This is a genomic window from Rhodovulum tesquicola (genome assembly GCF_024128855.1).
Taxonomy (GTDB): Bacteria; Pseudomonadota; Alphaproteobacteria; order Rhodobacterales; family Rhodobacteraceae; genus Rhodovulum; species Rhodovulum tesquicola.
In genome coordinates this window covers 192,703-218,660 of record NZ_JAMYDV010000002.1, presented here as the reverse complement: position 1 = coordinate 218,660, position 25,958 = coordinate 192,703, and the positions used below count along the sequence as shown (strand labels likewise).

The following is a 25,958-nucleotide window of genomic DNA, read 5'->3' as shown; positions in this document are numbered from 1 at the left end:
GGCTCAGGCGAACAGGTCGTGGCACAGCTCCAGCGCCTCGACCAGTTTGTCGACTTCGGCGCGGGTGTTGTACATCGCGAATGACGCCCGGCAGGTCGCGCTGACCCCCAGATGGTCCATCAGCGGCCCGGCGCAATGATGCCCGGCGCGCACCGCCACGCCCTTCTTGTCGAGCACGGTCGAGATGTCATGGGGATGCGCCGGGCCGTCCAGCGTGAACGAGAAGATCGCGCCCCTCCGGTCTGCATGGCCATGGACCTGCAACCAGTTCAATCCCTTCAGACGGTCCATCGCATAGGATCCGATATCCGCCTCATGGGCGGCGATCTTCTCCATCCCGACGTCCATCATGTAGTCGAGCGCCACGCCCAGGCCGATCTGCTGGACGATGCCGGGCGTGCCCGCCTCGAACTTCATCGGCGGGTCGGCATAGGTGACGATATCCTTGTGCACCTCGCGGATCATGTCGCCACCACCGAAGAAGGGCCGCATCTCGGCCAGACGCTCCTTGCGGATATGGATCGCGCCCGAACCCGAGGGACCGTAAAGCTTGTGCCCCGTGACGACGTAGAAATCCGCCCCCAGCGCATCGACATCGACCGGCATGTGAACCGCGGCCTGGCTGCCATCGACCAGCACCGGCACGCCGCGCTCGCGTGCGCCCCGCACGATGGCGGCCACATCGACCACGGTGCCCAGCACGTTCGACATATGCGTGACGGCAACCAGCCGGGTGCGCGGCCCGATCGCGTCAAGCACCGCCTGCGGATCCAGATTGCCCGCCGCATCCACATCGACCCATTTCAGCACCACGCCCTGCCGTTCGCGCAGGAAATGCCAGGGCACGATATTGGCGTGATGCTCCATCACCGACAGAACGATCTCGTCCCCGGCCTCAAACCGGGGCGCGGCCCAGGCATAGGAGACAAGGTTGATCCCCTCGGTCGCGCCCGAGGTGAACACGATCTCGTCCTCGTCCGCCGCCCCCAGAAAGCGGGCGACGATCCCGCGCACGGCCTCGTATTTCTCGGTCGCGATGTTGGAAAGCGTGTGCAGGCCCCGATGCACATTCGCGTATTCCTGCGCATAGGCCAGCGTCACCGCCTCGATCACCGCGCGGGGCTTTTGTGCCGAGGCGCCATTGTCGAGATAGACCAGCGGCTTGCCGTTCACCGTGCGGGACAGGATCGGGAAATCCGCGCGGATCTTCTCGACGTCATACATCCGAAAGCGCTCCGCCAAAGGTGATGCCGAGCAACGACATCAGGATGCTCATCCCGATGACGATCCCGAACATCGAGGCCAGGATCATGAAGAACGTCTTGAGCACCGAGGAAAAGCCGTGAAGAACAGCCACGAAATTGCTGAGAAGATAGAAGAAAAGCCCGATGCCGAACATGCCCACCAGGCCGGCCAGCGGCGGCAGGATCAGCAGGCTTGCGGTCTGCACCACCTGCAGCAGCACCATGATCACCTGCAGCCAGACCATCAGCGCCAGCGCACCCGCGAAGCTGCCGATGCCGCCGAAGAACCGTCCGATGCCGTAGACCGCATAGACCGTCACCACCAGAAGCCCGCCCTGCACCACCGCGATCAGCAGCGGGTTCTCGCCGAAGATCGGCAGCAGCGGGTCCGTTGGTGTCGGCACCAGGTAATCGCCGATCCGGGTCAGCAGCACGCTGACCGCCACCACCGCCATCAGCGCCTGCCACAGCACGCCCTCCGGCAGGTCGAGCGCAAGCATGCGGCGCGCGCCTTCGCGGGGGTCGCTCACGGTGTCGCGCGCAAGCGCGAGCAGGGAGGGGGGGCTGTCGGACATGGAACGGTTTTCCTGAAACTCAGACACGGCCGCTTTTCTCGGCCTCGGCCAGAGACAACAACCAGATCGCCGCGAACGCAACCGTAAGAACCGACGCAATCAGGTTCGTGATCGCCCCCGCCCCCAGGAATCCGGCCAGAAGACCAAAGCCCAGGATCGCGGGCGACACCACCAGCAGCGTCCAGAACAGTGCCAGACGTGCGCCGTAGAACGTGCCCGCGCCGCCCATCATCCGGGCAAAGAGGTGACTGAACGCCGCGATCCCGTAGAAGAACAACGGCGCCAGAAACATCCAGCCAAACAGTGCCGCACCCAGCAACGCCTCCAGCGGGACGGCGTCGCTCATCAGGGATTCGCGCATCAGCCGCGGCCATTGCGCTACGAAGATCAGGAAACAGGCCAGCATCAGGTAGACCAGCGCGCGGTCCTCACGCTGACCGGCCTGCAACTGGCGGCGGAGCGCGGCGCGCGGGCTGCGCCACGTCGCCACGATTTCCTTGATGATAGACATCCTACCCCCTGTGGCGGGCCAGCCACTGGACAAGCCGCTCGACGATCTCGCCGCGGATCTCCTCCGATTCGATCTCCTCGACCGCCTCGGCGATGAACGACAATACCATCATGTCGACCGCCTCGGCCCGCGGCACACCGCGCGAGCGCAGGTAGAACAGCGCCGTCTCGTCGATGGCCCCGCTGGTCGAGCCATGCGAACAGGCCACGTCGTCGGCATAGATTTCCAGTTCCGGCTTGACCAGGAACTGGCTGTCCCCGTCCAGCAGCAGCGATTGCGAGATCTGGTAGCCGTCGGTCTTCTGCGCGCCGGGCTGAACGAGAATCTTGCCCTGGAAGACGCCGGTGGCGCCGTTTTTCAGCACCTTCTTGAAGACCTGGCGGCTTTCGCAGCGCTCGGCGTCATGGGTGACGAAGACCGTGTCGTCATGGTGGAAATCCGCCCCGTCGCCCACGCAGGCGCCCGCCACATGGGCCACGCCGTCGTCGCCCGCCAGCTCGATCACGCATTCATTGCGCGTCAGCGCCCCATTCGCGGTCATGGTGAAGGACTTGAACGTCGCTTCGCGCCCAAGCCGGGCGAAGATATGGGTTGCCGCGCGCCGGTCATGGTCGCGCCCCTGCACCCGGACATGGTGGAAGGCGCCGCCATCGGCGATCTCGACCTCCATCACCTTGTTGAACCGCGCCGCGGCCGGGCCGTTCTCCAGAACGGTCAGATCGGCGCCCGGCTCGATCTTGATGACATGGTGCAGGATCGCGTCAGAGCTGTCCGACTCGTGCCGATAGATCAGGTTCACCGGCTTCTCGGCGCGGCCCGTCGCACGGATCAGAAAGCCATCGGTGGCGAAGGCGGTGTTCAGCGCGGCCAGCGGCCGGTCCACCGGCTCCTGTCCGCGTGCCTCCAGCGTGCCGTAAAGATCGGCGGCCCAGTGAATATCCTGACCCTGCGCCTCGGCCAGACGGGTGATCTCGATCCCCGCCAGCGCCGGATCGTCCGAGGCCGCCGCATCGAAGACCCCGTCGACGAAGACCAGCCTCACCCGATCCATGCCGTCGAAGACCGGGATCTTCTGGCGCGCGTGATGCGTCGCGGGCACCGGCTCGGCGGACACGAAATCCGCCGGATCGGTGAAGCGCCAGTATTCGTCGCGCCGCCCCGGCATGCCCATCGCCTGCACCCGCGCCAACGCCCCCTCGCGCGCGAGCCGCGTCCAACCCGGCGCGGAAGGCAGGCTCAGCCCGGCCAGCCGCACTTCGGTCGCGGTCAGTTTCGCCTGCGGCAAAGCCATCACGCCGCCTCCCCGATCAGGTCGGCATAGCCGTTCTTCTCGACCTCAAGCGCCAGTTCCGGCCCGCCCGTCTTGATGATCCGCCCATCCACCATGATATGGACCACGTCCGGCACGATATGGTCCAGCAAACGCTGGTAATGCGTGATGACCAGGAAGCCGCGATCGGGGCTGCGCATCGCGTTCACGCCATCGGCCACCAGCTTCATCGCGTCCACGTCCAGCCCCGAATCGGTCTCGTCGAGGATGCAGACGCGGGGCTCCAGCATCGCCATCTGCAGGATCTCGTTGCGCTTCTTCTCGCCGCCCGAAAAGCCCATGTTCACGGGCCGCTTCAGCATCTCGGCGTCGATGTTCAGTTCCTTCGCCTTCTCACGCACCACCTTCAGGAAGGTCGCCGCGTCCATCTCCTCCTCGCCGCGGGCCTTGCGCTGGGCATTCACCGCCGTGCGCAGGAAGGTCATGTTGCCCACGCCCGGGATCTCGACCGGATACTGGAAGGCCAGGAAGACACCAGCCGCCGCGCGTTCCTCGGGCTCCATCCCCAGGATGTCCTCGCCCAGAAGCGTCGCCGAGCCGTCCGTCACCTCATAGCCGCCGCGTCCCGCAAGGACATAGGACAGCGTCGACTTGCCCGATCCGTTCGGCCCCATGATCGCATGCACCTTGCCCGCCTCGACGGTCAGGGTAAGGCCCTTGAGGATCTCCTTGCCCTCTTCCTCAAGAGAGGCTCGCAGGTTCTTGATCTCCAGCATCTTTCTTTTCCTTCACCCAAGGGTTTCGACGATCCCCGGCGCGGGCATCATCAGAATGTTTTCGGTCTCGACGGTCATCCCCGTCCTTCCGTTCCTGTTGCATCCTGCGCCCCGGCGCTTGCCGCGCGGACGGGCGCAGGCGCGTCAATCGCGTCGATCACGCCGATCGGCTCGGGCAGCGGCACCTTGTCGGCGCGCGCGCCCGGCGCGAAGAAGACCAGCGCCGCGCCCGCCGCGATCAGCGTGAACCCCAGGATGACCTGCCAGCCGATCGCCTCGCGCAGATACAGCACCGAGAACCCGACGAAGACCGTCAGCGTCAGCACCTCCTGGATGGTCTTGAGCTGCGCGGCGGAATAGACCTGATGACCCAGCCGGTTCGCCGGCACCGCCAGCCAGTATTCGAAGAACGCGATGCCCCAGCTGACCAGCACCACCACGGCCAGCGGCGCCGCCTTGAACTTGAGATGGCCGTACCAGGCGAAGGTCATGAACACGTTCGACACGGCCAGAAGGCCGATCGGCGCAAGATATGGCCACATTGCCGCGCGTCTCCGAGATGCCAGCCCTGCCCCTGTCCGCCCGCCCCATCAGCCCACCGAACCCTCGAGGCTGATCGCCACGAGCTGCTGCGCCTCCATGGCGAATTCCATCGGCAGGGCCTGCAAGACCTCCTTGCAGAAGCCGTTGACGACCAGTGCGACGGCCTCTTCCTCGTCCATCCCGCGGCTTCGGCAATAGAACAGCTGGTCGTCATCCACCTTGGATGTCGTCGCCTCATGTTCGACCCGGGACGAATTGTTGCGCACCTCGATATAGGGCACCGTATGCGCCCCGCAGGTGCTGCCGATCAGCAGGCTGTCGCACTGGGTATAGTTGCGGCTGTTCTTGGCCTTGGGGTGCATCGACACGAGCCCGCGATAGGTGTTCTGCGCATGGCCCGCGGAAATCCCCTTGGACACGATCCGGCTGCGCGTGTTCTTGCCCAGATGCACCATCTTGGTCCCGGTATCGGCCTGCTGCCAGTTGTTGGTGATGGCGATCGAGTAGAACTCGCCCTGGCTGTCATCGCCGCGCAGGATGCAGGAGGGATATTTCCACGTCACCGCCGAGCCGGTCTCGACCTGCGTCCACATCACCTTGGACCGCGCGCCGCGGCAATCGGCGCGCTTGGTGACGAAATTGTAGATGCCGCCCTTGCCGTGCTCGTCGCCCGGGTACCAGTTCTGGACGGTGGAATATTTCACCTCGGCATCGTCAAGCACCACGATCTCCACGACCGCCGCGTGCAACTGCGCGACGTCGCGCTGGGGTGCGGTGCAGCCTTCCAGATAGGACACATAGGCGCCCTTGTCGGCGATGATCAGCGTGCGCTCGAACTGGCCGGTATTCTCGGCGTTGATCCGGAAATAGGTGCTGAGTTCCATCGGACAGCGCACGCCGGGCGGCACATAGACGAAGGAGCCATCCGAGAATACCGCGCTGTTGAGCGTGGCATAGAAATTGTCCGATTGCGGAACGACGCTCCCGAGGTATTTCTTCACCAGGTCCGGGTGCTTCCGGATCGCTTCGGAGACCGAGCAGAAGATGACGCCCGCCTTCTCCAACTCCTTCTGGAAGGTGGTGCCCACGCTGACCGAATCGAACACCGCATCGACCGCGACCTTGCGCCCTTCGGCGGGCGCGTCCTCGGCGCCCTCGACACCGGCCAGGATCATCTGTTCCTTCAGCGGGATGCCCAGCTTCTTGTAGGTCTCCAGCAGCTTGGGATCGACCTCGTCCAGCGACTTGGGCTTTTCCGCCATGCTCTTGGGCCGGGCGTAATAATACTGCTTCTGGAAGTCGATCTCGGGATAGTCGACCATCGCCCATTTGGGCTCGTCGAGCTGCTGCCAGCGCCGGAAGGCGGCCAGCCGCCACTCGGTCATCCATTCGGGCTCTTCGTTCTTGGCCGAGATCAGCCGCACGATGTCCTCGTTGAGGCCCATCGGGGCGTATTCCATCTCGATATCGGTTTCCCAACCATGCTTGTACTTGCCCGCCATCGACTGGACGGTCTCGACGGTCTCGCGATCGACCCCCTCGCGGATCTCCGTGACGCCCTCGCGATCGGCATTGTCCAAAGCAGCCATGTGATCCTTCCGCCTTTCCTGCCGGCCCCGCAGGGGCACCGGTCCAACTCGTTTCAGCCCGCCCGGGCCCTGATCCTTGCGGCTGCCGAAAGCCACGCCTCGGCAAACCGCATCACATCCTCTTGTCGCAGCCCCGGCCCCAGCGAGACCCGCACCGCCGATGCCGCCGCCACCTCGCCCAGGCCCATCGCCCGCAGCACGCGGCTTGCGCGCAGCTTGCCCGAGGAACAGGCCGACCCCGCGGAAATCGCGAACCCGGCAAGGTCCATCTGCATCACCTGGGTTTCGCCCTTCCAACCCGGAGTGGCGAAGCACGAGGTGTTTGGCAACCTTTGCGCAGCTTTCCCGACAAAAATAGTCTCGTTTGCGGCAGCCTCAATGCTGTTTTCTAGAATATTTCTAAGATGCTCGATTTCTAGCCATTTTCCAGCAGAAAGTTCTCGCGATGCCGCTTCCGCAGCCGCTCCGAAGCCCGCGATGCCCACCACATTCTCGGTTCCAGCCCTGCGGCCCAGCTCCTGCCCGCCCCCGCGGATTCGCGCCTCCAGCTCGATCCCGCGCCGCAGAACAAGCGCCCCGACCCCCTTGGGACCCCCGATCTTGTGGGCCGAAACCAGTGCCATGTCGCAGCCCAGCCAGTTGAACGCCACCGGCAACTTGCCGAACGCTTGCGTCATGTCGCAGACCGCGATGCCCGGCGGCAGGTCCTGGATCACGCCGGTTTCGGAATTGGCCAGTTGCAGCGCCGTGCGCGCGGGATCGGCCACGCTTACCTGTCCGTTCCGGTCCACCGCCAGGCAGGGATCGACCCAGGAAGCGACCGAATCATGCTCGATATCGCCCGCAACCAGCCCCCGCCCGGCACAGGCCAGCGCGGCGGCCTCGCTCGCGCCCGAGGTAAAGACGATCTCCGCCCCCTCCGCCCCCAGGGCCGAAGCGACCTGCGCACGCGCCTTCTCGACCAGCGCCCGCGCCGCGCGCCCCTCGGCATGCACGCTCGACGGGTTGCCTACCACATCCATCGCCGCGATCATCGCCGCGCGCGCCTCCGGCCGCAAAGGCGCCGTCGCATTCCAGTCCAGATAGACGCGCCCGCCCATGCCCTGTCCTTCTTCTGGCCCAAAATATCCCGGGGGAGTCCGCGCCAGCGGACGGGGGCAGCGCCCCCTACTCGTCGTCCACCACCTCGAACAGCGCCGGCACCGCCGGACAAGGGGCAAGGTCATTCGCCGTGATGTCCGACAGCCGCGTCTGGTGCAGGAAAACATAGACATGGGCCGAAAGACCCTCCCACAGCCGGTTGGTCAGCGATTGCGCGCGACTGCCCGACAGCGCGCCCGAGGCGCCCGCGCCCTTGTGCATCGCGCTTACCGTCTCGTCCACCGCCGCCAGCACATCGACCACCCGGATCTCGGAAGGCGGCCGCGCCAGCCGGTAGCCGCCGCCCGGTCCGCGCACCGACTCCACAAGACCCGCGCGGCGCAGCTTGACGAACAACTGCTCCAGATAGGGCAGCGAGATATCCTGCCGCTTCGAGATCTCGGCCAGCGACACCAGCCCGCCCTCGGGGGTCAGGGCCAGATCGACCAGCGCCACCATCGCGTAGCGCCCCTTGGTGCTCAGTTTCATCGCCACCCTCCCGCAGACGGTTGACGCAGCGCGGGTGGGCCATTACCTCGGACTGCACCCCGAGCCCACGCTCGTCGGGTGGACCTGTCCTATTTAGCCCGGCCCTTCTCGTCAAGAATCCGGGCCTCGCGAACGAGAAGAACATAAATGCCCGAGGTCATCTTTCCCGGCCCCGAAGGCCGTCTCGAAGGCCGCTACCATCCGCAGAAAGACAAGGACGCCCCCATCGCCATCGTGCTGCATCCGCATCCGCAATTCGGCGGAACGATGAACAACCGGGTCGTCTACAACCTGCACTACGCGTTTCACCGCATGGGCTTTACCGTGCTGCGGTTCAATTTCCGCGGGGTGGGGCGCAGCCAGGGCGAATACGACCAGGGCATCGGCGAGTTGTCGGATGCCGCGGCCGCGCTCGATTACCTGCAATCCATGAACCAGAATGCCAAGCATTGCTGGGTTGCGGGGTTCTCCTTCGGGGCGTGGATCGGCATGCAGCTTCTGATGCGGCGGCCCGAGATCACGGGTTTCGTCTCGGTCAGCCCGCCTGCCAACATGTACGATTTCTCGTTCCTCGCCCCCTGCCCGTCCTCGGGCCTGGTGATCCACGGCTCGGCCGACCGCGTCGCGCCGCCCGCCGATACCCGTTCGCTGGTGGACAAGCTGCACGAGCAGAAGGGCATCACCATCACCCATGACGAGATCGAGGGCGCGGACCACTTCTTCCAGGACCCGCATATGGACACGCTGATCGACCATGTGAGCACCTATGTCCGGCGTCGCCTGACCGAGGGCACCCGCTGACGGGAGAGCCAGATGGCGATTCTCGACGATCTTGCCGATGCGCTGGCCCGCGAGGCGCTGGACCTGGCGGAACAGCTCGACGATGATCGGCTGATCGACGAGATGTCCAAGGCGATCGGCGAGTCCTCGCCCACGACCCAGGACGCGTTCATGACCGCCGTGCGCATCCGCCGCGCCCTTGGCCGCGGTCGCGCGGTGATGGAGCGCAAGCGCGGCACCCGCGCCCTGCCCCCGCCCGAACAGGGTGATCCCGCCTAAGGGCCGACCAGGGGCGGCCGAGGCATGCGGCAGGCCGCCGGGGGCTGGAGCGTTGGCATGGGCAGCGGCTCGGGCAATGCGGGGCCTCGCGCCAGGTCGCGCGCCTGTCCCGGCGGGCCGGGCGCCGCAGAACCGCGCGATCAGGTCGATGCGTGGACCGATCTCGCGGCCGCCCGCGACCGCGATTGCCCCGCGGGACTACCACGGTATACCAACGCATACCGCTCTGGCCTGAACCGGTGAAATCGGCTATGACCCGAACGATGCGCGATTCCCGCAATCCTGAACGAGGGGCCACATGACGAAGATCAAAGTCGACAACCCGGTCGTCGAGCTCGACGGCGACGAGATGACCCGGATCATCTGGGACTTCATCAAGAAGAAGCTGATCCTGCCCTATCTCGATGTCGACCTTCTGTATTACGACCTCGGCATAGAGGAACGCGACCGGACCGACGACCAGATCACCATCGACGCCGCCGAGAAGATCAGGGAGGTCGGCGTCGGCGTGAAATGCGCCACGATCACCCCCGACGAGGCGCGCGTCGAGGAATTCGGCCTCAAGAAGATGTGGAAATCGCCCAACGGCACGATCCGCAACATCCTGGGCGGCGTCGTCTTCCGCGCCCCGATCATCTGCCGCAACGTCCCCCGCCTGGTGCCCGGCTGGACCCAGCCCATCGTGATCGGCCGCCACGCCTTCGGCGACCAGTATCGCGCCACCGACATCAGGTTTCCCGGCCCCGGCACGCTGAGCCTGAAATTCGTGGGCGAGGACGGCACGGTGATCGAGGAAGAGGTCTACAAGGCGCCGTCCTCGGGCATCTACATGGGCATGTACAACCTCGACCAGTCGATCATCGACTTCGCGCGGGCCTCGATGAACTACGCGCTCAGCATGGGCTGGCCGCTCTACCTGTCGACCAAGAACACCATCCTGAAACAGTATGACGGCCAGTTCATGATCCTGTTCCAGAAGGTGTTCGACGAGGAATTCGCCGACCGCTTCAAGGCCAAGGGCATCACCTATGAACACCGCCTGATCGACGACATGGTCGCCTGCGCGATGAAGTGGAATGGCGGCTTCGTCTGGGCCTGCAAGAACTATGACGGCGACGTGCAGTCCGACACCGTGGCGCAGGGCTTCGGCTCGCTGGGGCTGATGACCAGCCAGCTGATGACGCCCGACGGCAAGATCGTCGAGGCCGAGGCCGCGCACGGCACCGTCACCCGCCACTACCGCCAGCACCAGAAGGGCGAAGAGACCTCGACCAATTCCATCGCGTCGATCTACGCCTGGACGGGCGGGCTGAAGCATCGCGCCAAGCTGGACGGCAACGAGCGGCTCGCCCATTTCGCGGAGACGCTGGAACGGGTGGTGGTCGAAACGGTCGAGGCGGGCGACATGACCAAGGATCTGGCGCTGCTGGTCGGGCCGGACCAGAAATGGCTGACCACCATGGGCTTTCTGGAGAAGGTGGACGAGAACCTGAACAGGGCGCTGGCGGGCTGAGGCGCGGGCGGGTCGCACCCGCCCACCCGAAGACCGGGCCGCATGTCGTCAGGGCATGCGGCCCCCCGGGGACGCCATCCGGCTGGACAATTCCGTCCGGCAACGGCATTTCCGGATCATGCAGCTTTCCGTTCCCCGCCACAGCCTGCTTGACGACGCTCAGGGGCTGATCGTCGGCACGCTTCTGGTGGCGATCTCGGTGCAATTGCTCAGTGCAGCGGGGCTGGTCACCGGCCAGATCGCGGGGCTGGCGCTGGTGGCTTCCTATGCCTCCGGATGGTCCTTCGGCGCCGTCTTCTTCGCGCTCAACCTGCCCTTCTACCTGCTGGCGCTGCGCCGCATGGGGCGGGCCTTCACGCTCAAGACCCTTGCGGCGGTGGGTCTTCTCTCGCTGTTCACGGAAACGCTGCCCCATGTCATGAGCCTTGGCCCCGTTCAGCCGCTCGCGGCCGCGATCCTGGCAGGCGTGACCGCGGGCGCGGGGCTGCTTGCGCTTTTCCGCCATGGGGCAAGCCTTGGCGGCGTCGGCATCGTGGCGGTCTGGCTGCAGGACAGGCATGGCATTCGCGCGGGTTGGGTGCAGCTTGGCTTCGACGCGGCGGTCTTTGCGCTGGCCGCAGCCGTGATCGCGCCACTGACCCTGCTCTGGTCGCTGATCGGGGCGGTCGTGCTGAATGTCATCATCGCCACCAACCACCGTCGCGACCGCTATATCGCCCGCTAGGCAATCAGGACACAGCCCCATGCCGAAATCCTACATTTTCCTTCTCGTGGCCATCCTGACCGAAACCATCGCGACCTCGGCCTTGCAGGCCAGCCAGCAATTCACCCGGCTTCTGCCCTCGGTCATCGTCGTGCTGGGCTATGCGCTGTCCTTCTACCTGCTCTCGCACGCGCTCAAGACAATTCCCGTCGGCATCGCCTATGCCGTCTGGTCGGGGCTGGGGATCGTCCTGATCGCACTGATCGGCTGGTGGGTCTTCGGCCAGCGCATCGACCTGCCCGCGGTTCTGGGCATGGCGCTGATCCTTGCGGGCATCCTGGTGATCCACCTGTTCTCGAAAAGCGCGGCGCATTAGCATTGGTGCTGGCCTTTTGGGGCAAAAGCCACTATCCGCAGCGCAAATCCCCCAGAGGCCAAACCCATGGACATTCGCAACATCGCGATCATCGCGCATGTGGACCACGGCAAGACGACGCTTGTGGACCAGCTCTTGAAGCAATCCGGTTCCTTCCGCGAGAATCAGGCGGTGGCCGAACGCGCGATGGATTCCAACGATCTGGAACGCGAACGCGGCATCACCATCCTGGCCAAGGCCACCTCGGTCGACTGGGACGGGCATCGGGTGAACATCGTCGACACCCCCGGCCACGCCGATTTCGGCGGCGAGGTCGAGCGTATCCTGTCGATGGTCGATGGTGTCGTGCTGCTGGTCGATGCCGCCGAAGGGCCGATGCCGCAGACCAAGTTCGTCACCTCCAAGGCGCTGGCGCTGGGGCTGCGTCCCATCGTGGTTCTGAACAAGGTCGACAAGCCCGAGGCCGAACCCGACCGCGCGCTGGACGAGGTGTTCGACCTTTTCGCCAATCTCGGCGCGAATGACGAACAGCTCGATTTCCCGCATATGTATGCCTCGGGCCGGTCGGGCTGGGCCGATCTCACGCTGGACGGGCCGCGCAAGGACCTGCATGCGCTCTTTGACCTGATCCTCGACCATGTGCCCGCGCCGAAGCAGTTGGCCCATGTCGATGAACCTTTCCGCATGCTGGCCACGACGCTGTCGGCCGACCCCTTCATCGGCCGTATCCTGACGGGCCGGATCGAATCGGGCCGGGTGCGGGCGGGCGACACGATCAAGGCGCTGTCGCGCAGCGGCGAGGAACTGGAACGCTTCCGCGTCTCGAAGGTGCTGGCCTTCCGCGGGCTGTCGCAAACCGCCATCGAGGTGGGCGAGGCGGGCGATATCGTGACGCTTGCGGGCATGTCGAAAGCCACCGTCGCCGACACGCTGTGCGCGACCGCCGTGACCGAACCCCTGCCCGCCCAGCCCATCGACCCGCCGACGATTTCCGTCACCTTCGGCATCAATGACAGCCCGCTGGCGGGCCGCGAGGGCAAGAAGGTGCAATCGCGGGTGATTCGCGAACGGCTGATGAAAGAGGCCGAACTGAACGTCGCGATCAAGGTGACCGACACGCCGGGCGGCGAGGCGTTCGAGGTCGCGGGCCGCGGCGAATTGCAGATGGGCGTGCTGATCGAGAACATGCGCCGCGAAGGGTTCGAACTGTCGATCTCGCGCCCGCGGGTGCTGATGCGCGAGGAGAACGGCCAGAAACTGGAGCCGGTCGAAGAGGTCACCATCGACGTCGATGACGACTATTCCGGCGTCGTGATCGAGAAGCTGAGCGGCCCCCGCCGCGGCGAGATGGTCGAAATGCGGCCCGCGGGCGCGGGCAAGACCCGGATCGTGGCCCACGTCCCTTCGCGCGGGCTGATCGGCTATCACGGCGAGTTCCTGACCGACACCCGCGGCACGGGCGTTCTGAACCGCGTGTTCCATGAATGGGCGCCCTTCAAGGGACCGATCCCGGGGCGCCGGGCCGGCGTTCTGATCTCGATGGAGAACGGCGTCTCGGTGGCCTACGCGCTGTTCAATCTCGAGGAACGCGGACGGCTTTTCATCGGCGCGCAGGAGCCCGTCTATGAGGGCATGATCATCGGCGAGCACAGCCGCGACAACGACCTGGAAGTGAACCCGCTGAAAGGCAAGAAGCTGACCAACATCCGCGCCTCCGGCACGGACGAGGCGGTGCGGCTGACCACGCCGGTCAGGATGAGCCTGGAAGAAGCCATCGCCTATATCGACGATGACGAACTGGTGGAGGTGACCCCCAGCGCGATCCGTCTGCGCAAGCGCTTCCTCGATCCGCACGAACGCAAGCGCCAGTCCCGCGCGGCGGGCTGAATTCCGGCCCCTTGCGGGGCCGGGCGCCTTCGGCGCGTGGGTATTTGGACCAAGAAGAAACAAGGCGCCGCGCCCCATTCAAGGGTGCGGCGCCTTGCTTTCTGGGGCCTGCGTCAGTCGGTGGTTTCGACGACCAGCAATTCCCGTTCCGAGGCGCCGCGGGCATGGTCCAGCGCGGCCTGGTATTCGGGGCTGTTGTAGCAGGCAACCGCCGCCTCGAGGCTGGGAAAGCGCGCCACGACATTGCGCGGGCGCTCGCGGCCTTCGAGCTGCACGAAACGGCCGCCCCGCGCGAGGAAGGTGCCGCCATGCGCGGCGATGGCGGGACCGGCCAGTTCGGCGTACTTGCCATAGGCGTCGGGGTCCGTGACGGTGACATGCGCGATCCAGAGGGCCCCCATCGCTCAGCCCTCCAGCAGGGTTTCGGCGGCGCGGATCGCGGCCTCGGCATTGGCGATGTCGCGTGCGCCGCCCTGCGCCATGTCGGCCCGCCCGCCGCCGCCCTTGCCGCCCAGTTCGGCCACCGCCGCCTTGACCAGATCGACGGCCGAGACGCGGGCGGTCAGGTCGCCCGTCACGCCCGCGGCGACCGCGGCCTTGCCCTCGGCCTCGGCGATCAGGAGGATCGCGCCCGAGCCGAGCCGGGCCTTGTGCTCGTCAATGAGCGGCGGCAGGTCCTTGCCCGAGACACCCGTCAGCACCTGGGCGAGGAAGGGCACGCCGCCCACCTCACGCGCCTCGGGTGCCGCCCCGGCGGGACCGGCCATCGCCAGGTCTCGGCGGAGCGTGGCCACCTCGTTTTCCAGCGCGCGGCGTTCGTCCACCAGCGCCCGCACCCGCGCCACCACGTCGGCGGGCTGGGCGCGCAGCACCTCGGCCACCTCGGCCAGCCGGTTCTGCTGGGCGATCAGGTGGTCGAGCGCGCCCTGCCCGGTCAGTGCCTCGATCCGGCGCACACCGGCCGAGGAGGCGCTGTCGCCCAGCACCACGCACAGCCCGATATCGCCGGTGCGTTCGACATGGGTGCCGCCGCACAGCTCCAGCGACCAGGTGTTGCCGTCCTGCCCCTTGCCGGTGGGCGCGCGGCCCATCGAGACCACGCGCACCTCGTCGCCGTATTTCTCGCCGAACAGCGCCTGCGCGCCGATGGCGCGGGCATCGTCCGGTGTCATGATCCGGGTTTCCACGGGGCTGTTCTGCCGGATGAAGGCGTTGACCTCGCTCTCGACAGCGGCCAGTTCCTGCGCGCTCATCGCCTTTGAATGCGAGAAGTCGAAGCGCAGCCGGTCGGGCGCGTTCAGCGAGCCCTTTTGCGCGACATGATCGCCCAGCGTCTGGCGCAGCGCCTCGTGCAGCAGGTGCGTGGCCGAGTGATTGGCCCGGATCGCCGAACGGCGGGCGTGATCGACGCGCAATTCCAGCGGGTCGCCGACCGACAGCCCCCCCTTGGCGGGCGTCACCTTGTGGGCGAACAGTCCGCCGGGCATCTTCTGGGTGTCATGGATCACGCCCGAGGCATCGGGTTTCAGCCATGTGCCGCTATCGCCCACCTGCCCGCCGGATTCGGCATAGAACGGGGTCTGGTTGACCACCAGCCAGCCGGTCGCGCCTTCGGACAGCGAGGCCACCTCGGCGCCCTCCACGACCAGCGCCAGCACCTGCCCTTCGGCCACCTCGGTATCGTAGCCCAGGAATTCGGTCGGGGCGACGCGCTCGGCGATCTCGTACCAGATGGTCGCCTCCTTCGCCTCGCCCGAACCGGCCCAGCTGGCGCGCGCCTTGGCCTTCTGCTCGGCCATGGCCGCGTCGAAGCCCGCCACATCGACCCCGCGCCCCATCTCGCGCAGCGCGTCCTGCGTCAGGTCGAGCGGGAAGCCATAGGTGTCGTAAAGCCTGAAGGCCGCCTCGCCGGGCAGCGCCGCGCCTTCGGGCAGGCGGGCCAGTTCGTCGTCCAGCAGGCGAAGCCCGCGATCGAGCGTCTGCTTGAAGCGGGTTTCCTCCAGCTTCAGCGTCTCCTCGATCAGCGCCTGAGCGCGGCGCAGTTCGGGATAGGCCGCGCCCATCTGGGTCACCAGCGCCCCCACCAGCCGGTGCATCACCGGATCCTGCGCGCCCAGCAGATGCGCGTGCCGCATCGCGCGGCGCATGATCCGGCGCAGCACATAGCCGCGCCCGTCATTGCTGGGCATCACCCCGTCCGCGATCAGGAAGGAGGTCGAGCGCAGATGGTCCGCGATCACCCGATGGTGGACATTGCCCGGCCCGTCCGGCTCGGACGAGGTCGCATGCGCCGATGCCTCGATCAGCGCGCGCATCAGGTCGGTGTCGTAATTGTCATGCTTGCCCTGCAACAGCGCGCCGATCCGTTCCAGCCCCATGCCGGTGTCGATCGACTGCATGTCGAGGGCGCGCATGCTGCCATCCTCGAACTGCTCGTTCTGCATGAAGACGAGGTTCCAGATCTCGATGAAGCGGTCGCCATCCTCGTCCTTGCTGCCCGGCGGGCCGCCCCAGATCGAGGGGCCATGGTCGAAGAAGATCTCCGTGCAGGGGCCGCAAGGGCCGGTGGGGCCCATCATCCAGAAATTGTCGTTGGTGGGGATGCGGATGATCCGCTCGTCGGGCAGGCCCGCGACCTTCTTCCAGATCGCGGCGGCCTCGTCATCGGTGTGATAGACGGTGACCAGCAGACGATCCTTTGGAATGTCGAAATCGCGGGTCAGCAACTCCCAGGCATAGGGGATCGCGTTTTCCTTGAAATAGTCGCCGAAGCTGAAATTCCCCAGCATCTCGAAGAAGGTATGATGCCGCGCGGTATAGCCGACATTGTCCAGATCGTTGTGCTTGCCGCCCGCGCGGACGCATTTCTGCGAGGTGGTGGCACGGGTGTAGTCGCGCTTCTCGACCCCGGTGAACAGGTTCTTGAACTGCACCATCCCCGAGTTGGTGAACATCAGCGTGGGGTCGTTGCGCGGCAAAAGGGGCGAACTTTCGACCACCTCGTGGCCGTTCTTCTGGAAATAGCTCAGAAAGGTCGAACGGATGTCGTTCAGGCTGGGCATGTCGGTCGCGCCTCGGGGTCTCGGGATTTCCGATCCGATGTATCGCCGCGCGCGGGGGCTGTCCATGGCCAAGGCGGCGCTGCGCCCGGCTGCCCCCCTCAGCCCGCGGTGGCGCGCAGCAGCCGCTTGCGCGCGGGCGGGATCGCGCGGATTTCGAGCCCGGTGAACACATGCAGCGTGTTCAGGTCGCGATCGACAACCGCATGGTCGGAAACCCAGCCGCCCATCACCAGGTAGCTGCGCAGAAGCGGCGGCATTGCCAGCATGGCGCGCTTGGCATCCGGCTTGCGGCGGCGCAGCCGCTGGGCAAAGCGGAAGACATTGGGCGCCTTGACCCGCGGCAGCCAGCGCGGGGGGGCGAGATGGCGCTCGGTCAGCAGCGCGAAGGCATCCATATGCGCCGCGGCCTCGGTGCCCTTGAAGGAGGAACAGCCGAACAGCATCTCGACGCCCGTCTCGTCGACAAAGCGCGTCATCGCTCCCCATGCGACGCGCAGGATATCCGGATCGCGCCAGTCGGGATGGATGCAGAAGCGCCCCATCTCGACCATCGGCCCGTCGAACTCGGCCAGCGCCGACAACTCGTAATACTGCGCCGAATAGCTTTGCCCGATCTCGGCCCCGCCCTTGAGCGGCATGAGCCTGAAACAGCAGACAAGTTCACCGCTGCGCACCTCCTCGACCAGCACATGGCGGCAGAGCGCGTCGAAGGCATCGGCATCCAGCCCATCGGGGGCGTCGGGCGCGGCGCGGAAGGTCAGGTAGCGCAGACGCTGCGCGGCCTCGATATCGTCCGGGGTCTGGGCGAAGCGGGCGGCGTATCGTCCCCTGCGAAGTGACAGCATCGTGACCGCTCCCGCGGACTGGCGGACGGCGAGCGTCCGACTATCTATGTTCACGACGGCGTTAGCACAGAATTTGTGACAACTGAAGGACAGGGCGCGCGAGGCAAGATGACCCAGAAGATCACCAGAACCGATGCCGAATGGCGCGCGCAATTGTCGGACCTTGCCTACAAGGTGACCCGCAGGCACGGCACCGAGCGGCCCTTTACCCATGACGATTTCCCGAAACGGCCGGGCAGTTTCCGCTGCACCTGCTGCGGCGCGGTCCTTTTCGATGCCGAAGACAAGTTCGACAGCGGCACGGGCTGGCCCAGCTTCACCCGCCCCGCGGATCCGGACGCGGTGGGGGAAACCACGGATCGCAGCTTTTTCATGACCCGGACCGAGGTGCATTGCGCCCGCTGCGACGCCCATCTGGGCCATGTCTTTCCCGACGGGCCCGCGCCCACGGGGCTGCGCTACTGCATCAACGGGGTTGCGCTGAATTTCGAGGAAAGGGGCTGAACCGCCCCATCTTTGGGGGCCGGGCGGCTAGCGCGGACCGATAGCATCCTCGGCGCGAAAATTGCCAAGGTTGCGGAACAGCTGGCCGAGGAAGGTGATGCCCTTGACATTCGATTCGGTCACCCGCCGATTGAGCGCGATCACCCGGCCCTGTTCCAGCCCGAAGCGTTCGACATTCTCGACCGTGCCGTTCGAGGCAAACGAGATCGCCACCACCTGCCGCTCGATATTCTCGGGCGCGCGGGGGCCGACCGTCTTCCAGGTGTTCTCGACGTAATACCACGCCTCGTCGCGCATCACGCCATTGACCGAGGGGGTGCCGACCAGTTCGGCCACGCTGTCGCGGGTATCCACGCCCACCACAATTGCGGACAGATCCTCCTCGGAGGGGGCGTAGCCGTTCTTGCGCATGATCGGGGAACAGCCCGCAATCGACGCGCACAGAACGACGACGAGCGCCAGTCTGGCGGAACCTGCCCGGGGCCTTGCCATGCCAACCTCTTGTCACAAGGGCTCTTGCCTCCTAATCCGCTTACATCAGAGAGCCACCCGGGTTCAAGGAAGGAACGTCGCCATGACCGATACCGAACACACGGGCACGACGATCCGGCTCGCCGCGCTGCCGGGCCGCACGCCGGTATCGCTGCGACTGGAACCAGACGCCTCGGAGCGCGCGGCGATGGCCGGGCGGCTGGGGCTGCTGGCGCTGAAAAAGCTGCGCTTCGGGGGCGAGCTGGTGCCCGAGGCGCGGCGCGACTGGCGGCTGTCGGGGCGGCTGGGGGCGACCGTGGTCCAGCCCTGCGTGGTGACGCTTACCCCGGTGACAACGCGGGTCGAGACCGATCTCGTGCGCGTCTACCGCGCGGGACTCGCGCCCCCGGCCCCGGGCAGCGAGATCGAGATGCCCGAGGATGACAGCGAGGAGCCCCTGCCCGAACGGCTTGATCTGCTGGCGGTGATCGAGGAGGCGCTGGCGCTGGCGCTGCCGCTCTATCCGCGTGCCGAGGGGGCGGAAACCGGCGAGGCCAGCTTTGGCCCGCCCGGGGTGGCCGCGATGCGCGACGAGGACACGAAACCCTTTGCCGCGCTGGCCCGGCTGAAGGGGCGGGACGGGGCCGAATAGCGGTTGTGGGACTGCGTGTTTCGCCTCGCTTGCGCGAGGCGACCGGGGCCGGGGGCTGCTCCCCCGGCCCTTTGGGTATTTGGGCCAAGAAGAAAAGGCAGGCGTGGGTGGAGGGCTACCAGCGTCCGGTCAGGCTGCGGATCAGCAGCCCCGCGCGGCGGTGGAATTCCGAGGGGGCAAGCCGGCCGTCGGCCACGCGGGTGGGATCGGCCGCGGCGCGGCCGAGGATCGCACCCGCGCGCCAGGCGGTCAGCGCGGCGGGGGTCGCGGCGGGGGGAATCGCGGCGCGCTGGCGGCGGGCGGCGGCAAGCCGGGCAAGGCCCTGGCGGGCCAGCGCGGCGACGGCTGCGGGACGGCCATCGACCAGCGGCAGGCGGCCGCGCGCCTCGAGATCCGGCACCGCCAAGAGCCAGGCGGCGATGCCCTGGGCGAAGGCCAGGTCGCGCAAGGCGCGCTCGCCCGTTGCGGCGCCCAGCACGCGCGCCGCGACCCACATCAACGTGCCGAAACAGGCGTCGATATGCGCCTCGAACGTCGCCTGATCGGCAAAGGGGGCGCGGGTGCAATCCCAGCGGCGCGCGGCCACGAGAGAATCGAGCAGAATTGCGCCCTCGGGATCGAGCACCTGCGCCAGCGGTGTCGCGACCTCGTGGCGGCGGACCGGGCCGCCGCGCGCGATCTCGTCCAGCACGTCGCGCCACCATTGAAGGCGCATCTCGGCGATCATCGGCTCGGCGGTGAGCCAGGGCGCGCGCGCCACCTCGACATTGAAGGCATAAAGCGGCAGCAGCCGCTCGCGCGCCGCGACCGGCGCAGTCATCGAGGCGAGGAAGCGGTCGGGATCGCCCCGCCGGACGATCTCGGCGCAGGCATCGAGGCTCATCGCGGCCGGGCCACGGTCAGCAGATAGCCGTATTCGGCCCGGCAGGCGCGCCAGGTGGCGATCTCATCCTCGGCCGCCGCCAGCACATCGGCAAGCGCGGCCGACGCGCCGGGGCGGAGGGTGGCGATCTGGCGTTCCATCGGCTGGAAATAGCCCTCCCATGCCGCATCGGACAGGGGGCGCTGACCAAGGACCGCGTATCCCGCGGCCTCGACCTGGGCCGCAATGCCTGCCGCGTCTGTGATCTGGGGGTATTCCCGATCCCAGAAGGCGCGCGCCGGGGCCGAGGGCGTCGCGGTGAACCAGCAGGCCACGGAAAACGCCACCGCACCACCCGGGGCCACCGCCGCGCGCCAGCGGCTCAGCCCCTCGGTCACACCGAGGAAATAGAGCGCGCCGGCCGACCAGATCAGATCGAAGGGACCGGTCAGCGCGCCCATGTCGCCCTGCCGCACCCGGACCCGCGGCTCATCCGCGAAACGCGCCGTCGCCCGTTCGGCATAATGGGGGTGCAGCTCCACCGCCTCGACCCGGCCGCGCGGCACATGGGCCAGCAGCGCCGCGATATCCGCCCCCGGCCCGCAGCCCGCATCGCAGATCGCGCCATCCGCGGGCACGCCTGCAAGGGCCAGCGCCCAGTCCAGGCTGTCGTCGTCGCTCGGCCCGCTGCGGGGCAAGTCGTCGTAAAGCGTGAAGAAGGCTTCCATGTCCATCAGGCTTTCCCCGATACCGGCGCCCCGTCGCGCACCAGTTTCCACACGACCGCATCCAGAAGCGCCTCGAAACTGGCATCGACGATATTGGGCGAGACCCCCACCGTGGCCCAGCGCCGCCCCTGTCCGTCCTCGCTGTCGATGATGACGCGGGTCACGGCCTCGGTGCCGCCATTGGTGATGCGCACCTTGAAATCGACCAGTTTCATGTCGTCGATATAGGGCTGATGAAGGCCCAGATCCTTGGCCAGCGCCCGCCAGAGCGCGTTGACCGGCCCCCGGTCGCGCCCCTCGGCATCGCGGCTTTCCGAGACCGAGAGCTTCTTTTCGCCGCCCACCTTGACCACCACCACCGCCTCGGACTGGCTGACCATCCGGTCATAGCGGTTCTTGCGCCGTTCGACCGTCACCCGGTAGCGCTTGACCTCGAAGAAGGCGGGCAGCCGGTCGAGGATGCGCCGCGCGACCAGTTCAAAACTGGCCTGCGCGCCGTCATAGGAATAGCCCTCGCCCTCACGCGTCTTGATCTCGTCAAGGATCAGCGCCAGCCGCGGATCGCCCTCGGGCACCTCCAGCCCCGCCTCGGACAGCCGCCTTCGCAGGTTGGACTGCCCGGCCTGGTTCGACATCGGGATCACCCGGATATTGCCGACAAGGGCGGGGTCGATATGCTCGTAGGTCGCGGGATCCTTGAGGATGGCGCTGGCATGCAGCCCCGCCTTGTGGGCAAAGGCCGAGGCGCCGACATAGGCCGCCGCCTTGCGCGGCACCCGGTTCAGGATGTCGTCCAGAAGCCGCGAGGCCCGCGTCAGCCCGGTCAGCGCCTCTGCCGTCACGCCGGTTTCGAACCGGCTGGCATAGGGCTCCTTGAGCAGGAAGGTCGGGATCAGCGTGGTCAGGTTCGCGTTGCCGCACCGCTCGCCCAGCCCGTTCAGCGTGCCCTGCACCTGCCGCGCGCCCGCATCGACAGCGGCCAGGCTGCCCGCCACCGCATTGCCGGTATCGTCATGGGTGTGGATGCCCAGTGCCGTGCCGGGGATGCCGCGGGCGATCACCTCGGCCGTGATCTCGCCGATCTCATGGGGCAGCGTGCCGCCATTGGTGTCGCACAGCACGATCCAGCGCGCGCCCGCCAGATGCGCGGCCACAAGGCAATCAAGCGCATAGGCCGGGTCGGCCTTCCAGCCGTCGAAGAAGTGTTCGGCGTCGAACAGCGCCTCGCGGCCCTCTCGCGCGACATGGGCAATGGATTTCGCGATGTTTTCGACGTTCTCGGCCAGCGTGATGCCCATCGCCGTCGTGACGTGGAAATCATGGGTCTTGCCAACGAGGCAGACGCTTCGGGTCTTGGCGTTCAGGACGGCCGCCAGCACCTCGTCATTCTCGGCCGACCGCCCGGCCCGCTTGGTCATGCCAAAGGCGGTCAGCCGCGCGCGGGTCTTGGGCGCGGTCTCGAAAAAGGCGCTGTCGGTGGGGTTGGCACCCGGCCAGCCGCCCTCGATATGGTCGACGCCGAGCGCGTCCAGCGTCCGCGCGATCCGGCATTTCTCGTCGGTCGAGAACTGCACCCCCTGCGTCTGCTGCCCGTCGCGAAGCGTGGTGTCGTAGAGGAAAAGGCGTTCCTTCATCGGCCGGGTATCCGGTCGAAAAGGAGGGTAGCGCCCGAGCCTGGGAGGGCGCCCGCGACGGCCGGGCGGCGCGAGGCAGCGCAACCGCCCATGCCAGCACTTCGGCGCAGGACGTCATCAAGGCGCCCTCCCGGGGGGAGGGTCGGGCGCTGCCCGGCGTGCCGCCGGGCGATGCGGCTCGGGCGGTCCATCATTCCCATTCCACCGCACCGTCGATTGCAGCCAATCCAGCCAAATCGAACCCCTTGCCCGGAACTAACTCGACCCCCGACTTGCTCATCCGCACCTCTACACCGGCGGCAAGCAACGCCGCCTTCAGCCGGTCCACCTCCTTGAAGTCCTTGCTTTCCAGTGCCCTCGCGCGCTCGGCTTCCAAACGTTCCTTGAACGGATGAAGCGTGACGACAGCTTCCACATCGCGATAAAGCCTGTCCTCCCACTGATCACCAAATCCGAGGAGGCCCAGCCCGGCAGAAAGCTGCTCCAAATCACCTTGTTTCGAAAGATCGTGCAGTCGCGAAATCGCAAGGGGCGTGTTCAGATCGTCGGCAAGTGCCGCCATAACGCCATTTGGCAATGCCGACGGGCGCGATGTGCTTTCTACGCCATCAAGTTGCCTACGCCACTTAAGCAACACGGCCTCCGCCTCCCGCGCCTTCTCCGCCGTCCAGTCCATAGGCTTTCGATAGTGCGTGGACAGGAACACGAAGCGGATCACCTCGCCCGGCACGCCCTGGTCCAGCAAATCCCGGACGGTGAAGAAATTGCCCAGAGACTTGGACATCTTCCTGCCCTCGACCTGCAGCATCTCGTTATGCATCCAGACCCGGGCAAACCCGCCCTCGGGGTGGGCGCAGCAGCTTTGGGCGATCTCGTTCTCGTGATGCGGGAATTGCAGGTCGATGCCGCCGCCATGGATGTCGAAGGACGCCCCCAGCAATTCATGCGCCATGGCCGAGCATTCGATATGCCAGCCCGGCCGCCCCCGGCCCCAGGGGCTGTCCCAGCCCGGCAACTCGTCGTCCGAGGGCTTCCACAGCACGAAATCCATCGGGTCTTCCTTGAACGGCGCCACCTCGACCCGCGCGCCCGCGATCATGTCGTCGACCGACCGCCCCGACAGCGCGCCATAGGCCGCATAGGACCGCACCCGGAACAGCACATGCCCCTCGGCCGCATAGGCATGACCCTTGGCGATCAGCCCCTCGATCATGGCGATCATCGCCCCGATCCACTCGGTCGCGCGCGGCTCGCGGGTCGGGCGCAGCGCCCCCAGCGCATCCATGTCGGCGTGATACCAGCCGATGGTCTCGTCCGTCCGCTCGCGGATCAGTTCCTCCAGCGACCGCGGATCGCCCGCCGCGCGCCGCGCCCGGGCGGCGGCGTTGATCTTGTCATCGACATCGGTGAAATTGCGCACATAAGTCACCGCGCCCTCGCCATACACATGGCGCAACAGCCGGAACAGCACGTCAAAGGTCACCACGGGCCGCGCATTGCCCAGATGCGCGCGGTCATAGACGGTGGGCCCGCAGACATACATCCGCACATTGGCGGGGTCGAGGGGCTCGAACGTCTCCTTGCGGCGCGTCCTGCTGTTGTATAGGCGGATCTCGGTCATGGCGTGGTCCTTCGCGCGCGTCCCGGGCCGGGTTCTGGCATATCCGCGCCGCGATGGGAATATGCCGACCGGCTTGCCCAACCGCGCGCCACGGGGCACCCTGCCCGCATGACCGAGGATCAGATCATCGCCTTCTGCAACGCGCTGCCCGGCGCCACGCGCGACCAGCCCTTCGGCCCCGAGGCCGAGGTCTGGAAACTCGGCGGCAAGATCTTCGCGATCCTCGCCCTCGGTCAGGGCCGCGTCTCGCTCAAATGCCCCGATCCCGCCTTTGCCGAAATGCTGATCGAAACCGGCCGCGCCACCCGCGCCCCCTATCTGCCCCGCGGCGGCTGGATCGCGCTGCCCGCCTCCGATCCCGACCTTGCCCACCGCCTGACCGAAAGCCACGCCACCATCCGCACCAGCCTGCCCAGACGCCTGCGCGACAGCCTCGGCTGAGACGCCGCGCCCCCTTGCCCCTTCTTCTGGCCCCAAATATCCCCGCCGGAGGCATCCGACAGGAGACAGGGGCGATGGACCACGACGATCTGGCGCATTGGTCGAAACGCGCCGCCGACTGGGCGCGCGAGTATCACCGGGGGCTGCGCGACCGCCCCGTGCGGGCGCAGACAACGCCCTGCGCCACCGCCGCCCGCCTGCCCGCCGCGCCGCCCGAACAGCCCGAGCCGATGGAAACCATCTGGGCCGATTTCGAGCGGCTTGTGCCCGATGCCATGACCCATTGGCAGCATCCTCGCTTCTTCGCCTATTTCCCGGCGAACGCCGCCCCCGCCTCCATGCTGGCCGAGCAACTGGCCAATGCGATGGCCGCGCAATGCATGCTCTGGCAGACCGCCCCCGCCGCCACGGAACTTGAACAGGTGACGGTCGACTGGCTGCGCCAGGCGCTGGGGCTTGCCCCCCGCTTCACCGGCACGATCCATGACAGCGCCACCACCGCCACGCTCTCGGCCGTGCTGACGATGCGCGAGCGCGCGCTGTCCTGGGCGGGCAATGCGCAGGGGCTGTCGGGCCAGAAGCGGCTGAGGCTTTATGCCAGCGCCCAGACCCATTCCTCGGTCGACAAGGCGGCGCGGCTGTCGGGGATCGGGCAGGAGAACCTGGTCAAGGTGCCGACCGACGCGACCCATGCAATGGATCCCGAGGCGCTTGATGCCGCGATCCGGGCTGATCTGGCGGCGGGCTACCTTCCGGCGGGCGTGATCCTGTGCGTCGGCGGCACCGGGATCGGCGCCATCGACCGGGTCGCGGAAACGCTGGCCATCGCCCGGGCGCATGACCTTTACACCCATGTCGATGCCGCCTGGGCGGGTTCGGCGATGATCTGCCCGGAATTCCGGCCGCTATGGCAGGGGATCGACGGGGCCGATTCCATCGTCACGAACCCGCATAAATGGCTGGGCGTGCAGTTCGACTGCGCGGTGCAGTTCCTCGCCGACCCCGCGCCGCAGGTCCGCACGCTGGGGCTGCGGCCCGATTACCTGGAAACTCTGGGCCAGTCGGATGTGACCGATTTCAACGAGTGGACGGTGCCGCTGGGCCGCCGGTTCCGGGCGCTCAAGCTGTGGTTCGTGCTGCGCGCCTATGGGCTCGAGGGGTTGCGCGCCCGCATCCGCAACCATGTCGCCTGGGCCGCCGAGGCGCGCGACGCCATCGCCGCCCTGCCCGGCTTCGAGATCGTGACAGAGCCGCTTCTGTCGCTGTTCACCTTCGCGCTTGGCGACGATGCCGCGACCGAGGCGCTTCTGAAACGGGTGAATGATGACGGCCGCGTCTACCTGACCCAGACGCGGCATCAGGGCCGGTTCGTGATCCGGGTGCAGGTCGGCTCGTTCGACTGCACGCGCGCGGACGTGATGATGCTGCCCCGCGTGCTGGCGGAGGTGAGCGGGGCGGCCTGA

The 25,958-nt window shown here is 67.0% G+C and carries 26 protein-coding genes and 1 pseudogene; 10 read left to right on the top strand and 17 right to left on the bottom strand.

Annotated elements, in window-relative coordinates:
* Positions 1–3: 3 nt before the first annotated feature.
* From NHN26_RS03545 to iscR, 9 genes and pseudogenes are all read right to left on the bottom strand, one after another.
* Complete coding sequence (locus NHN26_RS03545) at positions 4–1,224, bottom strand: cysteine desulfurase (RefSeq protein WP_253088145.1); 1,221 nt, start codon at positions 1,222–1,224, stop codon at positions 4–6.
* Positions 1,217–1,819: a YIP1 family protein gene (locus tag NHN26_RS03540; RefSeq protein ID WP_253088144.1), complete on the bottom strand. Its 603-nt coding sequence runs from the start codon at positions 1,817–1,819 to the stop codon at positions 1,217–1,219. The genes NHN26_RS03545 and NHN26_RS03540 overlap by 8 nt, the downstream gene beginning before the upstream one ends.
* A gap of 19 nt (positions 1,820–1,838) precedes the next feature.
* Positions 1,839–2,330, bottom strand: a complete 492-nt coding sequence (locus NHN26_RS03535; RefSeq protein ID WP_132696956.1) for a YIP1 family protein — start codon at positions 2,328–2,330, stop codon at positions 1,839–1,841.
* Between the two features lies 1 nt (position 2,331).
* On the bottom strand, positions 2,332–3,621 hold the full coding sequence (locus tag NHN26_RS03530; protein ID WP_253088143.1) for a SufB/SufD family protein: 1,290 nt from the start codon (positions 3,619–3,621) through the stop codon (positions 2,332–2,334).
* A complete protein-coding gene (gene sufC / locus NHN26_RS03525; protein ID WP_253088142.1) occupies positions 3,621–4,376 on the bottom strand; it encodes a Fe-S cluster assembly ATPase SufC in 756 nt (251 codons plus the stop codon). Before sufC ends, NHN26_RS03530 begins: the two co-directional genes overlap by 1 nt.
* Before the next feature lie 212 nt (positions 4,377–4,588).
* A pseudogene (locus NHN26_RS03520) lies at positions 4,589–4,918 on the bottom strand (DMT family protein); the annotation flags it as partial.
* A 48-nt stretch (positions 4,919–4,966) separates the two neighbouring features.
* The gene (sufB, locus tag NHN26_RS03515; protein WP_253088141.1) at positions 4,967–6,508 is read right to left on the bottom strand and encodes a Fe-S cluster assembly protein SufB; all 1,542 of its coding nucleotides are present in this window, start codon (positions 6,506–6,508) and stop codon (positions 4,967–4,969) included.
* Positions 6,509–6,561: 53 nt separating this feature from the next.
* Positions 6,562–7,608 (bottom strand): cysteine desulfurase family protein, encoded by a 1,047-nt coding sequence (locus NHN26_RS03510; RefSeq protein WP_253088140.1) that lies wholly within the window; start codon positions 7,606–7,608, stop codon positions 6,562–6,564.
* 67 nt (positions 7,609–7,675) lie between these two features.
* On the bottom strand, positions 7,676–8,137 hold the full coding sequence (gene iscR / locus NHN26_RS03505) for a Fe-S cluster assembly transcriptional regulator IscR (protein ID WP_253088139.1): 462 nt from the start codon (positions 8,135–8,137) through the stop codon (positions 7,676–7,678).
* 147 nt (positions 8,138–8,284) lie between these two features.
* Between iscR and NHN26_RS03500 the strand changes: the two genes are divergently transcribed.
* The 6 genes from NHN26_RS03500 to typA all read left to right on the top strand — a co-directional run bounded on the left by NHN26_RS03500 (position 8,285) and on the right by typA (position 13,675).
* Complete coding sequence (locus tag NHN26_RS03500) at positions 8,285–8,938, top strand: alpha/beta hydrolase (protein ID WP_253088138.1); 654 nt, start codon at positions 8,285–8,287, stop codon at positions 8,936–8,938.
* A 12-nt stretch (positions 8,939–8,950) separates the two neighbouring features.
* Positions 8,951–9,196 carry a hypothetical protein gene (locus tag NHN26_RS03495; protein WP_253088137.1) on the top strand — a complete coding sequence of 82 codons (246 nt, stop codon included), beginning with the start codon at positions 8,951–8,953 and terminating at the stop codon, positions 9,194–9,196.
* A 298-nt stretch (positions 9,197–9,494) separates the two neighbouring features.
* Positions 9,495–10,709 carry an NADP-dependent isocitrate dehydrogenase gene (locus NHN26_RS03490; protein ID WP_253088136.1) on the top strand — a complete coding sequence of 405 codons (1,215 nt, stop codon included), beginning with the start codon at positions 9,495–9,497 and terminating at the stop codon, positions 10,707–10,709.
* A 118-nt stretch (positions 10,710–10,827) separates the two neighbouring features.
* On the top strand, positions 10,828–11,433 hold the full coding sequence (locus NHN26_RS03485; protein WP_253088135.1) for a YitT family protein: 606 nt from the start codon (positions 10,828–10,830) through the stop codon (positions 11,431–11,433).
* A 19-nt stretch (positions 11,434–11,452) separates the two neighbouring features.
* Complete coding sequence (locus NHN26_RS03480; RefSeq protein WP_253088134.1) at positions 11,453–11,788, top strand: DMT family transporter; 336 nt, start codon at positions 11,453–11,455, stop codon at positions 11,786–11,788.
* Between the two features lie 66 nt (positions 11,789–11,854).
* Positions 11,855–13,675 carry a translational GTPase TypA gene (typA, locus tag NHN26_RS03475; RefSeq protein WP_253088133.1) on the top strand — a complete coding sequence of 607 codons (1,821 nt, stop codon included), beginning with the start codon at positions 11,855–11,857 and terminating at the stop codon, positions 13,673–13,675.
* A gap of 113 nt (positions 13,676–13,788) precedes the next feature.
* Here typA and NHN26_RS03470 read toward each other — a convergent pair whose 3' ends face one another.
* The 3 genes from NHN26_RS03470 to NHN26_RS03460 form a co-directional block, all read right to left on the bottom strand.
* Positions 13,789–14,076, bottom strand: a complete 288-nt coding sequence (locus NHN26_RS03470) for a DUF1330 domain-containing protein (protein ID WP_253088132.1) — start codon at positions 14,074–14,076, stop codon at positions 13,789–13,791.
* Between the two features lie 3 nt (positions 14,077–14,079).
* Positions 14,080–16,737 (bottom strand): alanine--tRNA ligase, encoded by a 2,658-nt coding sequence (gene alaS / locus NHN26_RS03465; RefSeq protein ID WP_253088131.1) that lies wholly within the window; start codon positions 16,735–16,737, stop codon positions 14,080–14,082.
* Positions 16,738–16,835: 98 nt separating this feature from the next.
* The gene (locus NHN26_RS03460) at positions 16,836–17,582 is read right to left on the bottom strand and encodes a GNAT family N-acetyltransferase (protein WP_253088130.1); all 747 of its coding nucleotides are present in this window, start codon (positions 17,580–17,582) and stop codon (positions 16,836–16,838) included.
* Between the two features lie 108 nt (positions 17,583–17,690).
* Here NHN26_RS03460 and msrB point away from each other — a divergent pair, with 108 nt between their 5' ends.
* Positions 17,691–18,086 (top strand): peptide-methionine (R)-S-oxide reductase MsrB, encoded by a 396-nt coding sequence (gene msrB, locus NHN26_RS03455; protein WP_253088129.1) that lies wholly within the window; start codon positions 17,691–17,693, stop codon positions 18,084–18,086.
* A gap of 27 nt (positions 18,087–18,113) precedes the next feature.
* Here msrB and NHN26_RS03450 read toward each other — a convergent pair whose 3' ends face one another.
* Positions 18,114–18,578, bottom strand: coding sequence for an outer membrane protein assembly factor BamE (locus NHN26_RS03450; RefSeq protein ID WP_253088128.1), 465 nt, complete (start codon positions 18,576–18,578; stop codon positions 18,114–18,116).
* A gap of 82 nt (positions 18,579–18,660) precedes the next feature.
* Here NHN26_RS03450 and NHN26_RS03445 point away from each other — a divergent pair, with 82 nt between their 5' ends.
* Positions 18,661–19,209 (top strand): YceD family protein, encoded by a 549-nt coding sequence (locus NHN26_RS03445; RefSeq protein ID WP_253088127.1) that lies wholly within the window; start codon positions 18,661–18,663, stop codon positions 19,207–19,209.
* A gap of 115 nt (positions 19,210–19,324) precedes the next feature.
* Here NHN26_RS03445 and NHN26_RS03440 read toward each other — a convergent pair whose 3' ends face one another.
* From NHN26_RS03440 to cysS, 4 genes are all read right to left on the bottom strand, one after another.
* The gene (locus tag NHN26_RS03440) at positions 19,325–20,092 is read right to left on the bottom strand and encodes a squalene/phytoene synthase family protein (RefSeq protein ID WP_253088126.1); all 768 of its coding nucleotides are present in this window, start codon (positions 20,090–20,092) and stop codon (positions 19,325–19,327) included.
* Positions 20,089–20,805 (bottom strand): class I SAM-dependent methyltransferase, encoded by a 717-nt coding sequence (locus NHN26_RS03435; protein ID WP_253088125.1) that lies wholly within the window; start codon positions 20,803–20,805, stop codon positions 20,089–20,091. The genes NHN26_RS03440 and NHN26_RS03435 overlap by 4 nt, the downstream gene beginning before the upstream one ends.
* Complete coding sequence (cimA, locus tag NHN26_RS03430) at positions 20,805–22,433, bottom strand: citramalate synthase (RefSeq protein WP_253088124.1); 1,629 nt, start codon at positions 22,431–22,433, stop codon at positions 20,805–20,807. Before cimA ends, NHN26_RS03435 begins: the two co-directional genes overlap by 1 nt.
* Positions 22,434–22,623: 190 nt before the next feature.
* The gene (gene cysS / locus NHN26_RS03425; RefSeq protein WP_253088123.1) at positions 22,624–24,054 is read right to left on the bottom strand and encodes a cysteine--tRNA ligase; all 1,431 of its coding nucleotides are present in this window, start codon (positions 24,052–24,054) and stop codon (positions 22,624–22,626) included.
* A gap of 108 nt (positions 24,055–24,162) precedes the next feature.
* On the opposite strand from cysS, the gene NHN26_RS03420 reads away from it, so the two are divergent.
* Positions 24,163–24,495, top strand: a complete 333-nt coding sequence (locus NHN26_RS03420; protein ID WP_253088122.1) for an MmcQ/YjbR family DNA-binding protein — start codon at positions 24,163–24,165, stop codon at positions 24,493–24,495.
* A gap of 74 nt (positions 24,496–24,569) precedes the next feature.
* Positions 24,570–25,958 (top strand): pyridoxal phosphate-dependent decarboxylase family protein, encoded by a 1,389-nt coding sequence (locus tag NHN26_RS03415; RefSeq protein ID WP_253088121.1) that lies wholly within the window; start codon positions 24,570–24,572, stop codon positions 25,956–25,958.

Bases quoted from the DNA above. Each gene is read 5' to 3' on its own strand.
- NHN26_RS03535 (WP_132696956.1), bottom strand. From the start codon at position 2,330: ATGTCTATCATCAAGGAAATCGTGGCGACGTGGCGCAGCCCGCGCGCC.
- NHN26_RS03485 (WP_253088135.1), top strand. From the start codon at position 10,828: ATGCAGCTTTCCGTTCCCCGCCACAGCCTGCTTGACGACGCTCAGGGG.
- NHN26_RS03420 (WP_253088122.1), top strand. From the start codon at position 24,163: ATGACCGAGGATCAGATCATCGCCTTCTGCAACGCGCTGCCCGGCGCC.
- NHN26_RS03460 (WP_253088130.1), bottom strand. From the start codon at position 17,582: ATGCTGTCACTTCGCAGGGGACGATACGCCGCCCGCTTCGCCCAGACC.
- iscR (WP_253088139.1), bottom strand. From the start codon at position 8,137: ATGAAACTGAGCACCAAGGGGCGCTACGCGATGGTGGCGCTGGTCGAT.
- NHN26_RS03440 (WP_253088126.1), bottom strand. From the start codon at position 20,092: ATGAGCCTCGATGCCTGCGCCGAGATCGTCCGGCGGGGCGATCCCGAC.
- NHN26_RS03530 (WP_253088143.1), bottom strand. From the start codon at position 3,621: ATGGCTTTGCCGCAGGCGAAACTGACCGCGACCGAAGTGCGGCTGGCC.
- typA (WP_253088133.1), top strand. From the start codon at position 11,855: ATGGACATTCGCAACATCGCGATCATCGCGCATGTGGACCACGGCAAG.
- cysS (WP_253088123.1), bottom strand. From the start codon at position 24,054: ATGACCGAGATCCGCCTATACAACAGCAGGACGCGCCGCAAGGAGACG.
- sufB (WP_253088141.1), bottom strand. From the start codon at position 6,508: ATGGCTGCTTTGGACAATGCCGATCGCGAGGGCGTCACGGAGATCCGC.
- NHN26_RS03445 (WP_253088127.1), top strand. From the start codon at position 18,661: ATGACCGATACCGAACACACGGGCACGACGATCCGGCTCGCCGCGCTG.
- NHN26_RS03540 (WP_253088144.1), bottom strand. From the start codon at position 1,819: ATGTCCGACAGCCCCCCCTCCCTGCTCGCGCTTGCGCGCGACACCGTG.
- alaS (WP_253088131.1), bottom strand. From the start codon at position 16,737: ATGCCCAGCCTGAACGACATCCGTTCGACCTTTCTGAGCTATTTCCAG.
- NHN26_RS03510 (WP_253088140.1), bottom strand. From the start codon at position 7,608: ATGGGCGGGCGCGTCTATCTGGACTGGAATGCGACGGCGCCTTTGCGG.
- NHN26_RS03545 (WP_253088145.1), bottom strand. From the start codon at position 1,224: ATGTATGACGTCGAGAAGATCCGCGCGGATTTCCCGATCCTGTCCCGC.
- sufC (WP_253088142.1), bottom strand. From the start codon at position 4,376: ATGCTGGAGATCAAGAACCTGCGAGCCTCTCTTGAGGAAGAGGGCAAG.
- NHN26_RS03495 (WP_253088137.1), top strand. From the start codon at position 8,951: ATGGCGATTCTCGACGATCTTGCCGATGCGCTGGCCCGCGAGGCGCTG.
- NHN26_RS03450 (WP_253088128.1), bottom strand. From the start codon at position 18,578: ATGGCAAGGCCCCGGGCAGGTTCCGCCAGACTGGCGCTCGTCGTCGTT.
- msrB (WP_253088129.1), top strand. From the start codon at position 17,691: ATGACCCAGAAGATCACCAGAACCGATGCCGAATGGCGCGCGCAATTG.
- NHN26_RS03435 (WP_253088125.1), bottom strand. From the start codon at position 20,805: ATGGACATGGAAGCCTTCTTCACGCTTTACGACGACTTGCCCCGCAGC.
- NHN26_RS03490 (WP_253088136.1), top strand. From the start codon at position 9,495: ATGACGAAGATCAAAGTCGACAACCCGGTCGTCGAGCTCGACGGCGAC.
- cimA (WP_253088124.1), bottom strand. From the start codon at position 22,433: ATGAAGGAACGCCTTTTCCTCTACGACACCACGCTTCGCGACGGGCAG.
- NHN26_RS03500 (WP_253088138.1), top strand. From the start codon at position 8,285: ATGCCCGAGGTCATCTTTCCCGGCCCCGAAGGCCGTCTCGAAGGCCGC.
- NHN26_RS03480 (WP_253088134.1), top strand. From the start codon at position 11,453: ATGCCGAAATCCTACATTTTCCTTCTCGTGGCCATCCTGACCGAAACC.
- NHN26_RS03470 (WP_253088132.1), bottom strand. From the start codon at position 14,076: ATGGGGGCCCTCTGGATCGCGCATGTCACCGTCACGGACCCCGACGCC.
- NHN26_RS03415 (WP_253088121.1), top strand. From the start codon at position 24,570: ATGGACCACGACGATCTGGCGCATTGGTCGAAACGCGCCGCCGACTGG.